This window comes from Rhizobium sp. AN6A, from assembly GCF_900215635.1.
GTDB lineage: Bacteria > Pseudomonadota > Alphaproteobacteria > Rhizobiales > Rhizobiaceae > Agrobacterium > Agrobacterium tumefaciens.
The window spans coordinates 2,125,376-2,140,344 of sequence record NZ_OCNC01000004.1; the positions used below are offsets into that span (position 1 = coordinate 2,125,376).

The 14,969-nt window shown below is 59.6% G+C and carries 14 protein-coding genes; 8 read left to right on the forward strand and 6 right to left on the reverse strand.

The window, feature by feature from the left end:
* Positions 1 to 79: 79 nt before the first annotated feature.
* Positions 80 to 1,576, reverse strand: a complete 1,497-nt coding sequence (locus CRO62_RS23035; protein ID WP_003512358.1) for a replicative DNA helicase — start codon at positions 1,574 to 1,576, stop codon at positions 80 to 82.
* 310 nt (positions 1,577 to 1,886) lie between these two features.
* Between CRO62_RS23035 and CRO62_RS23040 the strand changes: the two genes are divergently transcribed.
* The 3 genes from CRO62_RS23040 to CRO62_RS23050 are packed head-to-tail and all read left to right on the forward strand — an operon-like array spanning position 1,887 to position 5,125.
* Positions 1,887 to 2,342 carry a MarR family winged helix-turn-helix transcriptional regulator gene (locus CRO62_RS23040; RefSeq protein WP_003512359.1) on the forward strand — a complete coding sequence of 152 codons (456 nt, stop codon included), beginning with the start codon at positions 1,887 to 1,889 and terminating at the stop codon, positions 2,340 to 2,342.
* Positions 2,339 to 4,039 (forward strand): MFS transporter, encoded by a 1,701-nt coding sequence (locus CRO62_RS23045; protein WP_013635833.1) that lies wholly within the window; start codon positions 2,339 to 2,341, stop codon positions 4,037 to 4,039. Before CRO62_RS23040 ends, CRO62_RS23045 begins: the two co-directional genes overlap by 4 nt.
* 18 nt (positions 4,040 to 4,057) lie before the next feature.
* A complete protein-coding gene (locus tag CRO62_RS23050; protein WP_097102118.1) occupies positions 4,058 to 5,125 on the forward strand; it encodes an HlyD family secretion protein in 1,068 nt (355 codons plus the stop codon).
* Between the two features lie 273 nt (positions 5,126 to 5,398).
* Here CRO62_RS23050 and rplI read toward each other — a convergent pair whose 3' ends face one another.
* The 5 genes from rplI to CRO62_RS23085 all read right to left on the reverse strand — a co-directional run bounded on the left by rplI (position 5,399) and on the right by CRO62_RS23085 (position 9,216).
* On the reverse strand, positions 5,399 to 5,980 hold the full coding sequence (gene rplI, locus CRO62_RS23060; protein WP_097102120.1) for a 50S ribosomal protein L9: 582 nt from the start codon (positions 5,978 to 5,980) through the stop codon (positions 5,399 to 5,401).
* A 14-nt stretch (positions 5,981 to 5,994) separates the two neighbouring features.
* Positions 5,995 to 6,969, reverse strand: coding sequence for a DUF2232 domain-containing protein (locus CRO62_RS23065; protein WP_097102122.1), 975 nt, complete (start codon positions 6,967 to 6,969; stop codon positions 5,995 to 5,997).
* A gap of 188 nt (positions 6,970 to 7,157) precedes the next feature.
* A complete protein-coding gene (gene rpsR, locus CRO62_RS23070) occupies positions 7,158 to 7,406 on the reverse strand; it encodes a 30S ribosomal protein S18 (protein ID WP_003496832.1) in 249 nt (82 codons plus the stop codon).
* Between the two features lie 13 nt (positions 7,407 to 7,419).
* Positions 7,420 to 7,881, reverse strand: coding sequence for a 30S ribosomal protein S6 (rpsF, locus tag CRO62_RS23075; RefSeq protein ID WP_003512373.1), 462 nt, complete (start codon positions 7,879 to 7,881; stop codon positions 7,420 to 7,422).
* Positions 7,882 to 8,172: 291 nt separating this feature from the next.
* On the reverse strand, positions 8,173 to 9,216 hold the full coding sequence (locus CRO62_RS23085; protein WP_097102125.1) for an aldo/keto reductase: 1,044 nt from the start codon (positions 9,214 to 9,216) through the stop codon (positions 8,173 to 8,175).
* 223 nt (positions 9,217 to 9,439) lie between these two features.
* On the opposite strand from CRO62_RS23085, the gene fabD reads away from it, so the two are divergent.
* The 5 genes from fabD (at position 9,440) to mltG (ending at position 14,905) form a co-directional block, all read left to right on the forward strand.
* Entirely contained in the window at positions 9,440 to 10,384 is a 945-nt protein-coding gene (gene fabD / locus CRO62_RS23090; RefSeq protein ID WP_097103251.1) for an ACP S-malonyltransferase, read from the forward strand.
* Positions 10,385 to 10,484: 100 nt separating this feature from the next.
* Complete coding sequence (gene fabG / locus CRO62_RS23095; protein ID WP_097102127.1) at positions 10,485 to 11,222, forward strand: 3-oxoacyl-[acyl-carrier-protein] reductase; 738 nt, start codon at positions 10,485 to 10,487, stop codon at positions 11,220 to 11,222.
* 350 nt (positions 11,223 to 11,572) lie between these two features.
* Positions 11,573 to 11,809, forward strand: coding sequence for an acyl carrier protein (locus tag CRO62_RS23100; RefSeq protein ID WP_003502080.1), 237 nt, complete (start codon positions 11,573 to 11,575; stop codon positions 11,807 to 11,809).
* Positions 11,810 to 12,055: 246 nt separating this feature from the next.
* Positions 12,056 to 13,318: a beta-ketoacyl-ACP synthase II gene (gene fabF, locus CRO62_RS23105; protein WP_065661575.1), complete on the forward strand. Its 1,263-nt coding sequence runs from the start codon at positions 12,056 to 12,058 to the stop codon at positions 13,316 to 13,318.
* A gap of 366 nt (positions 13,319 to 13,684) precedes the next feature.
* Positions 13,685 to 14,905, forward strand: coding sequence for an endolytic transglycosylase MltG (mltG, locus tag CRO62_RS23115; protein WP_003512383.1), 1,221 nt, complete (start codon positions 13,685 to 13,687; stop codon positions 14,903 to 14,905).
* Positions 14,906 to 14,969 lie beyond the last annotated feature (64 nt).

Sequence of the window (14,969 nt, forward strand, 5' to 3'; positions counted from 1 at the left end):
AAAGTTCTGAAAAGATTCCCCAGTTTCGATTTAGAGCATGCAGGGCGAAACGCTGACCCGGTTTCGCCCTCGGTTCAGATCAATGCTCTTCGTACTGGCTGAAGCTCGGGTCGGCCAGATCCGCAAAGCGGGTGAATTCGGACTGGAAGGCGAGTTTCACCGTGCCGGTCGGTCCGTGACGCTGCTTGGCGATGATGACGTCGGCGGTGCCTTTCACCTTGTCAAACAGGGCTTCCCACTCGGCATATTTCGGATCGGAAATATCGCGCGGCTCCATGTTCTTGACGTAATACTCCTCACGGAACACGAACAGCACCACGTCGGCGTCCTGCTCGATCGAGCCCGATTCACGCAGGTCGGAAAGCTGCGGGCGCTTGTCTTCACGGCTTTCCACAGCACGGGAGAGCTGTGAAAGCGCGATGATGGGAACGTTGAGTTCCTTGCCGAGCGCCTTCAGGCCCGTGGTAATCTGGGTGATTTCCTGCACGCGGTTCTCACCGCTCTTGCCGGCGCCGGTCATCAGCTGAATATAGTCGACCACCAGAACGTCAAGACCACGCTGGCGCTTCAGTCGACGGGCACGGGCGGAAAGCTGGGCGATGGAGATACCACCGGTCTGGTCGATGTAAAGCGGCACCTTCTGCATCATCTGGGAGCAGGCGACGAGCTTCTCGAAATCGGCCTCGGTAATGTCACCGCGGCGGATTTTCGAGGAAGACACTTCCGTCTGCTCTGAAATGATACGGGTTGCCAGCTGTTCGGACGACATTTCGAGCGAATAGAAGCCGACGACGCCGCCGTTTTTCGCCTTGAACGAACCATCAGGCTGAACTTCCTGATCGTAGGTCGCAGCGATGTTATAGGCGATGTTGGTGGCAAGCGAGGTCTTGCCCATACCCGGACGACCGGCAAGTACGATAAGGTCGGAACGCTGCAGGCCGCCCATGCGGGCGTCGAGCGAATGGATGCCGGTGGAAATGCCGGAAAGATTGCCGTCACGCTCGAAGGCGGCGCCCGCCATGTCGATCGCCAGCGCCACAGCGTCGTTGAACGACTGGAAGCCGCCATCGTAGCGACCGGTTTCCGCCAGTTCGAACAGGCGGCGCTCGGTGTCTTCGATCTGCGCCTGCGGCGGCATGTCCAGCGGCGCATCATAGGCGATGTTGACGACATCCTCGCCGATCTGGATCAGCGCGCGGCGCAGCGCCAGATCGTAGATCGCCCGGCCGTAATCTTCCGCATTGATGATCGAAACGGCTTCTGCCGCCAGACGCGCCAGATATTGCGCCACCGTCAGGTCGCCGACCTTGTCGTCTGCGGGCAGGAAGGTCTTGATGGTCACCGGATTGGCGGTCTTGCCCATGCGGATGATGTCGCCCGCCACTTCGAAAATCTTGCGGTGCAGCGGTTCGTAAAGATGCACGGGCTTCAAGAAGTCTGACACGCGGTAATAGGCGTCGTTGTTGACGAGGATGGCGCCCAGCAGCGCCTGTTCGGCCTCGATATTGTTCGGCGCCTCGCGGTAATGCGGTTCCGCCGGTTGCGCGGGGGTGATCTTTCTCACAGCGTCGTTCATGGTTTGCACGATCTCCCTTTGCCTTGCCACTACACTTCGGGTTTGGCTTCCTTGGCCATGGCAGTCAATGATATTGTTGCAACACTCTATGGCAGCCTGACGTCCTGTCTGCGAAGCTGGATCACATCTTCAGTTGTCCCCAGCAATCCACAGGCGGGTGGGGACAAGGGGCGGGAAATTCCCGGCAACGTGATTCGCTGCCATGAGTTTATCGCATGGCAGACCCGACGTGAAAGAAACTTGAAAATCGGCAGGCTTCCAAATAAATAGGCAGAAAATAAGTAGTGTGCTAATTATAAGGCTTGCTGACATGTCCCGCGAAACCGACAAGGAACAGCTTCTGGACGAGGTGTCCGCCTTCACCCGCAAGCTGCGCGCATTTTTTGACGCGCGGGTAGGGGAAAGCGGCCTGACTTTGGCGCGTGCGCGTGCGCTTTTCGCGCTGTCGCGACGCGGGCCGCTGACCCAGACGGAGCTTGCCGAGGAAATGGAAATCGAAACGCCGACGCTGGTGCGCGTGCTTGACGGCATGGAGAAACAGAACCTCATCGAGCGCCGCTCCGACGAAACCGACCGCCGCGCCAAACGCATCCACATGACGGAGGAGGGCGAGAAAACCTCCGAAACGGTGCAGGCGGTGGCAAAATCGCTCCGTTCTGAAATCGCCGCCGATGTTTCCTCGCAGGATCTGGCGATGGCGCTGGATGTCATGCGCAGGCTTTCGGCCAATCTGCAAAATCTGGCAAGCGGGAGGGCGCAATCGTGAGTACCGTGGTGCCGCAAACGGCAGATGAGACCGCCTCTGAAAATGCCGACGTGACGGTAAAGCCGGCGAGCGCGCCGGAATCTGCTGCTGCCGCCGCCGCGCCGCAACCGGTGGAGCGGCCAGTGTGGCTGCGGCTGTGTTTCATCTTTGCGGGCCTGGCGTTCTTCATCACCCAAGGGTTGGGCATGAACCTCGTCATGGCCAATCTCTACCAGTTGCAGGGCGAGTTTTCCGCCACGGTGGCCGAGGTCGCCTGGCTTTCCGCCGCCTATATGGCCCCCTACGCCACGTTTTCCATCGCGCTGTTCAAGGTGCGAACGCAATATGGCCTGCGGCCCTTTGCCGAACTTTCGATCATCGTCTTCGTCGTCGCCTCATGCCTCAACCTGTTCGTGACAGACCTGCATTCGGCGATCGTCATCCGCTTCCTCAGCGGCATGGCGGCGGCACCGCTTTCTTCGCTCGGCTTTCTCTACATTCTGGAAGCCTTTCCGCCAGCGCGGAAATTCTCGCTGGGCTTCAGCATCGCGCTCACCGGAACCTTGCTGTCTGCACCGCTCGCGCGCATCGTCTCGCCTTCCTTGCTGCAAATAGGCGGCTGGAATGCCCTCTACACCATGGAAATGGGCTTCGCGCTGATCTCGCTCGCCTTGATCTACCTGTTGAAAGTCACGCCGCCGCCGCGCGCGAAAGTCATCGAGCGCACGGATATTCTGAGCTACCTTCTGTTCGCGGGTGGCCTTGGCTGTCTTGCGGTCATGCTCACACTTGGCCGGTTTTACTGGTGGTTCGAAACATGGTGGCTGGGCGTGCTTCTGGCCACGTCTATCACGCTTCTCACGCTGATGGTCGTCATCGAGTTGCCTCGCAAGAACCCGCTGCTTGATCTGCGCTGGATTTTTTCGAAAACCAACCTGCATGTCATAGCGGTCCTGCTCATCTACCGTGCGGTTTCCTCCGAGCAATCCTCTACGGCGGTGAGTTTCTACCAGCAGCTTGGCCTTTTGAACGACCAGACGATCACGCTTTATGCTCTGGTGCTTTTGGCGACGGTTCTCGGCGGTGCGGCCTGTGCCTGGCTGATGCTGACGAAATATGTCGATACCGCTCATGTGATTGCGCTTACCCTGATTGCGGCCGGCGCTTTTCTGGACAGCCAGTCCAACAATCTGACGCGGCCAGCGCAGATGTATCTGAGCCAGATGATGATCGCCTTCGGTGCGGCCATGTTCCTGCCGCCCGTGATGGCCAAGGGGTTTGCTGCCGCACTTGCGCGCGGTGCCCCCTATCTGGTGAATTTCATCACCATCTTCCTGTTCACCCAGATTACCGGATCGATGTTGATGACCGGGCTGCTCGGCAGTTTTGTGACGCTGCGCGAAAAATTCCATTCCAATATTCTGGTAGAAAATATCCTGCTCACCAACCCTTTGGTCGCCCAGCGCGTGTCGCAGCTTTCCGGCGCCTACAGCCACGTCATCACCGATCCGGCGCTACTGAAGGCCGAGGGGCTTTCGCTCCTTGGTCAGCAGGTTACCAAGGAAGCCTATGTGCTCGCCTATAACGATACGTTCCTGTTGATTTCCACCGTTGCGGCGCTGGCGCTCATGGCGCTTTTGCTCCACCTTGCATGGCTGCGCATCCGTCCCCGCTTTTTCCGGGACAATGTCGATGCCGCGCCGGCGCCACAGTCTTGAACCTCCAAGAGTGATAATATGCTGAAGAAGATTTTTACCCCCGTTTCCATTCTCGTTCTGCTGGGCGGCCTCGCCGGCGTCGCGCTCGTGCTTTATGCATGGCGCCTGCCGCCATTCCTCTCAACCGTCGAAATGACCGACAACGCCTTCGTGCGTGGTTACGTGACGACGATGAGCCCGCAGGTGAGCGGTTATGTCGTGGATGTGCCGGTGAAGGACTATCAGGAGGTCAAACAGGGCACATTGCTGGCGAAGATCGACGACCGAATCTACCGCCAGAAGCAGGCGCAGGCGGGAGCCGCGCTGGATACGCAAAAGGCGGCACTGGACAATTCCCGCCAGCAGGAAAACGCCGCCAATGCCAATATCCGTTCCAGCGAGGCGGCTGTCGATAGCGCGCAGGCATCTCTGAAACAGGCGCAGCTGGCATCAGACCGTCAGGACAACCTCATCAAAAGCGGTGTCGGCACCTCCAGCCTGCAGGAAGAGGCGCATGCCGCGCTTGAAAAGGCGAGGGCATCGCTCTCGCAGGCGAAAGCGGCACTTGAGGTCTCGCGGCAAGATTTGCAGACGATCATCGTTAACCGCAGTTCCCTGCAGGCCGCTGTAGCCAATGCCGAGGCTGCGGTCGAACTCGCCAGGATCGATCTCGACAATACCGAAATTCACGCGCCGGTGGACGGCAGGCTCGGCGAAATCGGCGTGCGCACCGGTCAGTATGTGACGGCCGGAACGCAGTTGATGGCGGTTGTGCCGCATGATGTCTGGGTCATCGCCAATTTCAAGGAAACCCAGCTCGCGGGCATGCAGGTCGGCCAGCCGGTTACGATCTCGGTGGATGCCCTGCATCGCCGCAAGCTCAACGGCCGTGTCGAGCGGTTCTCGCCCGCCACGGGTTCGGAATTCGCCGTCATCAAGCCCGACAATGCCACCGGCAATTTCGTGAAGATCGCCCAGCGTCTCGGCGTGCGCATCGCAATCGACGCCGATCAGCCGCTGGCAGCGGATCTGTCGCCGGGCATGTCGGTGGTTGTGCATGTGGACAAGAGTACGTCGCCTGAGGGGGCGGAGACGGCGGCGAGGTAGTCTGGCTATTGAGTATGCCGAGAGGCACCCCCCTCTGTCCTGCCGGACATCTCCCCCACAAGGGGGGAGATCGAATTGTGGCTTGCGCTCGACAACCTCAACGTTGCGGCTATCAGCGATGTGGGATCGCCCTGCTGATCTCCCTCCTTGTGGGGGAGATGCCCGGCAGGGCAGAGGGGGGTAACCTCTCCGCACACTCCACGCCACCGTCAAAAACCAAAAAAACCCCGGATGTCGCCATCCGGGCTTTTCTTATGGCCGCTAAGCCAAATCTTATTCGTCGTCGTCGTCGTCGTTGCCGTCAGCTTCCGGATCGAAGAAGTCTTCCGGACGCAGGGCGTCTTCGTCAACGCCGTAGATGGCGTCGGCGGAGGTGAGGCTTTCGCCCTTGGACTGACGCTCGGCTTCTTCGGCAGAACGGGCAACGTTCAGCTCGACCTGAAGCTCGACTTCGGCGTGCAGGTGCAGGGTAACGTTGTGCAGGCCGATGGTCTTGATCGGCGTGTTCAGTTCAACCTGGTTGCGGCCGATGTTGAAGCCTTCAGCGCCGAGGATTTCAACGACGTCGCGCGCAGCAACAGAACCGTAAAGCTGACCGGTTTCGCCAGCCGAGCGAACGACGATGAAGGACTTGCCTTCGAGTGCTTCGGCAACCTTCTGGGCTTCCGACTTGCGCTCGAGGTTACGGGCTTCAAGCGTTGCGCGCTCGGTTTCGAAACGGGTCTTGTTGGCGGCGTTGGCGCGCAGCGCCTTGCCCTGCGGCAGCAGGAAGTTACGTGCGTAACCGTCGCGAACCTTTACGGTTTCGCCCATCTGGCCGAGCTTGTTGATGCGTTCGAGAAGAATGACGTCCATCTTCTTGATCCTTTCTATGTGTTGGTTTCGTTCGTATTGTCAGTTTTCCGCGTCGGGGTGAGGGAGATCGTGCTGCGCACGTCGCTCAATCCCAACACGAGAATGATAAGCAGCGGGAAGACAAAGACCGCCGAGAGATAGGCGAGGATGAGAACCGGCAGTCGCCAGTCCTTTCCACGCGCGCGCTTGTGCAGCGAGGCGTAACCCGCCATCAGGAAGCCCGCGCAGAAGGTGCCGCAGACGACTGCGCCGACCATGGCGGCGACGCCCCCGAAGAACATGGCGACGATGCCGCAGAGAAAAACGAAGATGGCGTTGCGGTGCATGCGAAGTGCGGAAGGAATGTCCTCGCGCGGGCGAAGACCCTTGCCGAAGGAACCGACCAGCCGGGCCGCGAAATAATAGGCCGCAAACAAAAGGATGACCCACAGGCCGCCCTGAACGATCGGCAGCATCAGAACCAGCAGCGACTTCGTCTGCGCCAGTGCCTCGACATTGGGTTCGAACAGCGGTTCGCGGCTCTGCACGGAGGTCATCATCAGATCGACCATGCGCGCGACGAGATCGGGACCGTAACCGATCATCCAGCCGAGAATGACGACGGCGACCGAAACCAGAAGGCAGAGATGCAGGACGATGCCTGACAGCGGATACCAGGCAAGCAGGTCATCCGGGCCGCCGAGTTCCGAGGCCGGGCGAGCCAGATTGGCAAGATGCGAAAGCCAGCCCGCCGGGATCAGCGTGAAGATCGCGATGGTCAGCGAGAAAAGCGGCGATATGACGAGTGCGCCGATGATAGCCGTGGTGATGATCGCAACGACGGCTGCGCGGTTGCCCCAGCCCATGCCGGCGATGAAGATGGGCATGGCGGAACCGGCGTAAAGCAGGAAGGAAAAGGACGACTGTGCCGTTGCGCCAAGCGTTAGAAACGCGGCGCATATGCCGGCGAGAACGCCGGTGATCAGCACTGTCTGGTTCAACTTTTGCACTTCGCTGTCCTGCTGGAAACTTGAGCAGTTAGAGGACCGGTCCAATCAGGATCGTCGTCCCCAACATGGGTTTTATGGTATCGATCCGCGCCCAACGCGGAAGGATTTGAACTCGCAACCTACTGATTAAAAGTCAGTTGCATCGTGGAAGACGAGGCCGCGCCAAAGCGCGGCCTCGTTTCAAATCATTATGCTACGACGTAAGGCAGCAGGCCGAGGAAACGGGCGCGCTTGATCGCCTGGGCGAGTTCGCGCTGCTTCTTCTGGGAAACGGCCGTGATGCGGGAAGGAACGATCTTGCCGCGCTCGGAAATGTAGCGCTGCAGGAGACGAACGTCCTTGTAGTCGATCTTCGGAGCGTTTGCGCCGGAGAAGGGGCACGTCTTGCGACGGCGGTGGAACGGGCGGCGTGCCTGGGAAGAGGATGTATCAGCCATTGGTCAATTCTCCTTATGCACGGTCTTCGCGCGGACGGCGCGGACGGTCTTCGCGGTCGCCGAAGCCACCTTCGCGCGGTGCGCGGGGACCACGATCTTCACGCGGGCCACGATCCGGACGGTCGCCATCGCGGCGCGGACGGTCGTCACGGTCGCGCTTCTGCATCATCGCGGACGGGCCTTCTTCGTGGGCTTCGACGGCGATGGTCATGTAGCGAAGAACGTCTTCGTTGATGCGCATCTGGCGCTCGATTTCGTGGATCGCAGGCGCTGGAGCGTCGATGTCCATGAGAGCGTAGTGAGCCTTGCGGTTCTTCTTGATGCGGTAGGTGAGGGACTTCAGACCCCAGTTCTCGACGCGTCCGACTTTACCGCCGAACGATTCGATAACGCCCTTGTACTGCTCGACAAGTGCGTCGACCTGCTGGGCAGAAATATCCTGCCGGGCAAGGAAGATGTGTTCGTAAAGAGCCATTTAAGCTTTGCCTTTCTTGCGTTTCGTCCTTCACCCGGCAACGGCGCTAAGCCTCAACGACTGCTCCTGGTTAGGCTGCGAAGCCTTAAAGCAAGAAAAGCGTTGTTCGAGACGGTCGAGAGCGGAGACACGGGAGGCCGGAAAAACCTTATGGTTCCTGCTGTTTCGTTACCGAAACCAGCCCTCCGTTCAGCCACCAGCCAATTGGACCGGGTGTTGTGAACAGCGCGCTTATACCCATTTTTGCCCGGAATGCAAGGACCGGAGGCGAAAAAGCGCGCTGCGCTGTCGTCAGATCGGCATCGGATATTGCCGATGGATCGCCGCGATGCCTTTCAGGACGTCGTGGGACAAGGTGACATCGGCTGCTGCGATATCCACCTTCAGCTGATCCATAGTCGTTGCGCCGATGATGGCGGAGGCCATGAAGGGGCGTGTCATGCAGAACGCGATGGCGAGCTGGGCCGGATCGAGGCCGTGTTGTGCGGCAAGCTCCAGATAGGCCTTGACCGGTGCTTCCTGATGCGGCTGCAGGCGACCGCCGAGGTCCTTGTTGATGGTGCCGCGCGAGCCCGCAGGGCGTGCGCCGTTCTGATACTTGCCGGTGAGCAGCCCCGCCGCCAGCGGCGAGTAGGCCAGCAGGCCGACATCTTCGTGATGGGCGACTTCCGCCATGTCGAGATCGAAGCTGCGATAGAGCAGGTTATATTCGTTCTGGATGGTTGCGACGCGCGGCAGGCCACGGGCCTCGGCAATATCGATATATTTCTGCGTACCCCAGGCGCTTTCGTTGGAAAGGCCGATAGCGCGGATCTTGCCGGCCTTTACGAGCTCGCCGAGCGTGTCGAGCTTTTCGGTGATCTCGGAAAGCGTGCGCTCCTTTTCCTGACCAGAAGCATCAAAGCTCCAGGCGCCGCGGAAGTGATAGGTGCCGCGGTTCGGCCAGTGGATCTGATAGAGGTCGATGTAATCCGTCTTCAGGCGCGTGAGGCTGGTATCTACCGCCTCGCGGATGGCGCTCGCATCGATATCGCGCCCGCCGCGAATATAGTCACGCCCGGAACCGGCGACCTTGGTGGCGAGCACAACCTGGTCACGCTTGCCGGTCTTTTCGAACCATGTGCCGATATAGTCTTCCGTCCGTCCCTGCGTTTCGGCGGAAACGGGGGTGGTGGGGTAAAGCTCGGCCGTATCGAAGAAATTGACGCCGTTCTCCAGCGCGTAATCCATCTGCGCATGCGCTTCGGCTTCAGTGTTCTGCGTGCCCCACGTCATTGTGCCAAGGCAAATTTCGGACACGGAAATGCCCGTGCGGCCCAATAGTCTCTTTTTCATGGAAATGTCCCGGTGCTTGGCCAGATATTTTGAAAGGTGGCATGAAAGTAATCGGGAATTGCCGCAGTGCAAGAAAAAATATGATGAAAAGAAAGGGGAAAATAGATCGGCAAAACCGCGTCGATGGGGTGCCGAAGGGCTTCAAGCCTTGACTCCGCAGGCCGGAATGTGAATGGAAGTCGAAAAGAATAAAGGCAAGGCCAGACAAGAAGGACCACATCCCATGGGTATTGCATTCACATTTCCCGGTCAGGGAAGCCAGGCCGTCGGCATGGGCAAGGAACTCGCCGACACCTATCCGGAAGCACGGGCTGTGTTCCAGGAGGTCGATGACGCGCTCGGCCAGAAGCTCTCCGACATCATGTGGAATGGCCCGGAAGAAACGCTGACGCTGACGGCCAACGCTCAGCCGGCGCTCATGGCGGTGTCCATGGCAGTCATGCGGGTTCTGGAAGCGCGCGGTCTGAAGCTCTCCGATGCCGTTTCTTATGTCGCTGGCCATTCGCTCGGTGAATATTCGGCGCTCTGTGCTGCCGGCACCTTCTCGATTGCCGATACCGCACGGCTTCTCCGCATTCGCGGCAACGCCATGCAGGCTGCCGTGCCGGTGGGCGAGGGCGCGATGGCCGCGATCATCGGGCTGGAGCACGATGCTGTTTCGGCAATCTGTGAAGAGGCTTCCATTCTCGGCGTCTGCCAGATCGCCAACGACAATGGCGGCGGCCAGCTGGTCATCTCCGGCGGCAAGGCGGCTGTCGAGAAGGCGGCTGCGATCGCTTCCGAAAAGGGCGCCAAGCGCGCCATCATGCTGCCGGTTTCCGCGCCCTTCCACTCCGCGCTGATGGCGCCGGCGGCGGAAGCCATGCGCGAGGCGCTGGCGGCTGTCGAAAAGAATAACCCGGTCGTGCCTGTTATCGCCAATGTGCGTGCCGCCCCCGTTTCCGACGCCAATGAGATCGCCGCTTTGCTGGTCGAGCAGGTGACGGGCCAGGTGCGCTGGCGCGAGACGGTGGAATGGTTCGCCGCCAACAATGTGATGCAGCTTTACGAGATCGGCTCCGGCAAGGTGCTGACCGGTCTTGCCCGTCGCATCGACAAGACGGTGAACGGCGTTGCCGTCAACGGCGCTGCCGATATCGACCAGCTTCTCGCCACTCTTATCGGCTGAGACGGGCTTCGCCCCGCATCGGCTTTTTGTTTTACGGTAATTCCCGATGCAATTCCGCTAAAAGGCTTTTTGCGGAATTGCTCTAAAGAAGGAACGGAACATGTTTGATCTGACAGGCCGCAAGGCTCTCGTAACCGGCGCGACCGGCGGCATTGGCGAGGAAATCGCCCGCCTTCTGCACAGCCAGGGCGCAACCGTCGGCCTGCACGGCACGCGCGTTGAAAAGCTCGAAGCCCTGGCTGCGGAACTTGGCGACCGCATCAAGATTTTCCCGGCCAACCTTGCCGATCGCGCCGAGGTCAAGGCGCTGGGCGAAAAGGCCGAGGCCGAGCTGGAAGGCGTCGACATTCTCGTCAACAATGCCGGCATCACCAAGGACGGCCTGTTCGTGCGCATGAGCGACGAGGACTGGGACAACGTCATCGAGGTGAACCTGACCGCGATGTTCCGCCTGACGCGTGAACTGACGCATCCGATGATGCGCCGCCGTTTCGGCCGCATCATCAACATCACCTCCATCGTCGGCGTCACCGGCAATCCCGGTCAGGCGAACTACTGTGCCTCCAAGGCCGGCATGATCGGTTTTTCGAAGTCGCTGGCACAGGAAATCGCCACCCGAAACGTCACCGTCAACTGCGTGGCACCTGGCTTCATCGAAAGCGCGATGACCGGCAAGCTGAACGACAAGCAGAAAGACGCCATCATGGGTGCCATTCCCATGAAGCGCATGGGAACGGGCGCCGAAGTCGCTTCGGCCGTACTTTATCTGGCTTCCAATGAAGCTGCCTACATGACCGGCCAGACCTTGCACGTCAATGGCGGCATGGCGATGATCTGACGCCACCTGAAAGGCGTCTTGAAACGATTGCGGCGCTGTTTCTGCACCTTGTTTGGTGTCGGGCGCTGCAAGACCCCCCATGCCGGTTTCCGGCGAAATTGCCTGTCATACGTTGTGCTTAGCGCGTTTTCAGGCTTTTCGACCGGTTGAAACCGTGTTAATCGGGCCAAGACTGTGAACAGTCGTCCCGGAGAGACAGGAAGCCGTTGCGATTTTGCGCGACGATGTCTAGCTTGGACCGGGTTGAACGGGTTTGCCAGCAGTGCCGGATTTGAACGGCGCATGAGGGCTTCTAACAGGGCAGGGTGCCGTAAGGCATTCCCTTCAAAATAAAGGTCGAGGAAACCGACATGAGCGATATCGCAGAACGCGTAAAGAAAATTGTAATTGATCATCTGGGCGTCGACGCCGACAAAGTTGTTGAAGGCGCAAGCTTCATTGACGATCTGGGCGCTGATTCGCTCGATACCGTTGAACTGGTCATGGCTTTCGAAGAAGAATTCGGCGTCGAGATCCCCGACGACGCAGCTGACTCGATCCTGACTGTTGGCGACGCTGTCAAGTTCATCGAGAAGGCCCAGGCCTGATCGACCTGTATTGGGGAGGTGTAACAACCTCCCGTCTTGGCCCGGCTTGTCCGGGCCAATATTTTATCGTGAAACAGAACGCGCCCGAAAGACGTGCGTCCTGACGAATGCATAGGTTTCCGAACCGGCTCTGGCCTGCGGAAGATTATGCGGACATTCAAAATGGTGCAGCGCCTGTTCCCGCCATTCCATGGTGTGTGGCGTTGCAAAAAGACCGATGATTTGGATAAGGGCGGAGCGTTGGCGATGAGGCGTGTCGTTATCACCGGTACCGGCATGGTATCTCCTCTTGGATGCGGAACGGAAATCACCTGGGAACGGCTGCTTGCCGGCCAGAACGGTGCCCGTCTCGTGACTGAGTTCGAAGTCGAAGACTTGCCCGCAAAGATTGCCTGTCGCATTCCCGTCGGCGATGGCTCCAACGGCACATTCAATGCCGATGACTGGATGGAACTCAAAGAGCAGCGCAAGATCGATCCGTTCATCCTTTACGGTGTGGCCGCCGCCGACATGGCGCTTGCGGACGCCGGCTGGCATCCCGAAACGGACGAGGACCAGATCGCCACGGGCGTTCTGATCGGCTCCGGCATTGGCGGTCTGGAAGGTATTGTCGAGGCGGGCTATACGCTGCGCGACAAGGGCCCCCGCCGCATTTCTCCATTTTTCATTCCCGGCCGTCTGATCAACCTGGTTTCCGGCCACGTTTCCATCCGTCACAAGCTGCGCGGTCCGAACCACGCCGTAGTGACGGCTTGCTCGACCGGTGCGCATGCCATCGGCGATGCTGCCCGGATGATCGCGTTCGGCGATGCCGAGGTCATGGTCGCAGGTGGTGCCGAATCGCCGGTCTGCCGCATCGCGCTTGCCGGCTTTGCCGCCTGCAAGGCGCTTTCCACCCAGCATAACGACGATCCGCAGAAGGCATCCCGTCCCTATGATCGCGACCGTGACGGTTTCGTCATGGGCGAAGGTGCCGGCATCGTCGTTCTGGAGGAGCTGGAACATGCCAAGGCGCGCGGCGCAAAGATTTATGCCGAAGTCGTCGGTTACGGCCTTTCCGGTGACGCTTACCACATCACCGCACCGTCTGAAGATGGCGATGGCGCGTACCGCTGCATGGCGATGGCGTTGAAGCGCGCCGGCCTGACGCCTGACGATATCGACTACATCAACGCCCACGGCACCTCCACCATGGCCGATACGATCGAGCTTGGCGCGGTCGAGCGGCTGGTTGGTGACGCGGCGTCGAAGATTTCCATGTCTTCCACAAAGTCGGCCACCGGCCATCTTCTCGGAGCAGCTGGCGCTATCGAGGCGATTTTCGCCACGCTTGCGATCCGTGACAACATCGTTCCGCCGACGCTGAACCTCGACAATCCCGACGTGGAGACGAAGATCGATCTGGTGCCGCACAAGGCGCGCAAGAGGCAGGTCAACGTCGCCTTGTCGAACTCCTTCGGGTTTGGCGGCACCAACGCCTCCCTCGTACTGCGTCGCTACGAAGCATAAATCACGACGAAAACCCGGCGCCGCAAACCGCCTAAAGCGGGTGCGGCTCCCTCCCGCCGGGTGCCTGAGAGCGCTCTTCTTTGAAGAACGCATTGCGGCTTGCGAAAGCCATTTCGATTTTCGCGCCGATATTGTAGTCGTTTACGGAAGACGGTTTGCCGGTTTCGGAATGATTTCCTGCTGCGGGTGAATTTCCTGCCGCAGATGGCTTTCCTTGACCGGCTTTGCCGGAAACGACGATTCGTGAAGGAGGACAATGAGGTCTTCACGATGTCTCTATGTGGTGCAGGAAGGCATTCCGAACCTGTTTTTGCCGCATTACCTGCGCAAAAAGCGCTGACAACGCCGAACTGAAAAGGACCGACGGTGAGCGACACGAACCAGAACAGCCAGGGACCATACGGACGAGACGGCGCGGGTGAGGGCAATCGCGGCCCGATCATCCCGAAATCCCCGACCGAAGCGCTTCGGCCGGAAAAGGTGCCGGCTCCACCGAAGCGCTCCCGCAAGGCCCATGGCCAGCTGGTGATCTTCCTGAATTTTCTGATGACGCTTGCGGTTGCCGTCTGTGTGCTTGCTGTCGCGGCCTTCTATTACATGATCAATGCGTTCCAGGAGCCCGGTCCGCTTCAGACGAACACACATTTCACGGTGCGCAACGGCGCAGGCCTCATCGAGATCGCCAATAATCTCGAGCGCAATGACGTCGTATCCAATGCCCGTGTTTTCCGCCTGATGACGGGCAGCTACCTGCAAAAGGACCAGACGCTGAAGGCGGGCGAATACGAAATCAAGGCCGGCGCATCGATGAAGGATATCATGATGCTCTTGGAGTCCGGCAAATCGATCCTTTATTCCGTGTCGTTGCCGGAAGGTCTGACCGTCAAGCAGATGTTCGCGCGGCTTGCCGCCGACGAGGTGCTGGATGGCGAATTGCCCGCCACCCTGCCGCCGGAAGGCAGCCTTCGTCCCGATACCTATCGCTTTACCCGTGGTACGAAGCGTGAGGAAATCATCAACCAGATGAGTGCAGCGCAGGAGAAGCTGATCGACATGATCTGGGAACGCCGCGACCCCGACCTGCCGATCAAGACGGTCGAGGAATTCGTGACGCTCGCCTCGATCGTGGAGAAGGAAACCGGCAAGGACGACGAGCGCGCCCATGTCGCTTCGGTGTTCTACAACCGCCTGAAGAAGGGCATGCGCCTGCAATCCGACCCGACGATCATCTACGGTCTCTTTGGCGGCGACGGCAAACCGTCTGACCGTCCGATCTACCAGTCGGACCTGCAAAAGCAGACGCCGTTCAACACCTATGTCATCAAGGGCCTGCCACCGTCTCCCATCGCCAATCCGGGCCGGGCCGCACTCGAGGCGGTTGCCAACCCGTGGCGCACCGATGACATCTACTTTGTTGCCGATGGCACCGGCGGCCATGTGTTTGCGAAGACGCTGGACGAACATAACGCCAATGTGCGCCGCTGGCGCAAGATCGAGGCCGAAAAAGCGGCTTCCGGCGCCAATCCCGATGTTGTCGTGGATGGTCAGCCCGGCGGCACCGAGGCGGAAAAACCGGCCAATAACTGATAGTTCTGACCGGGCCTTGTCATTGCAAGGCCCGGTTTTTTGCACGGCTTGATGGGGGCTTTCT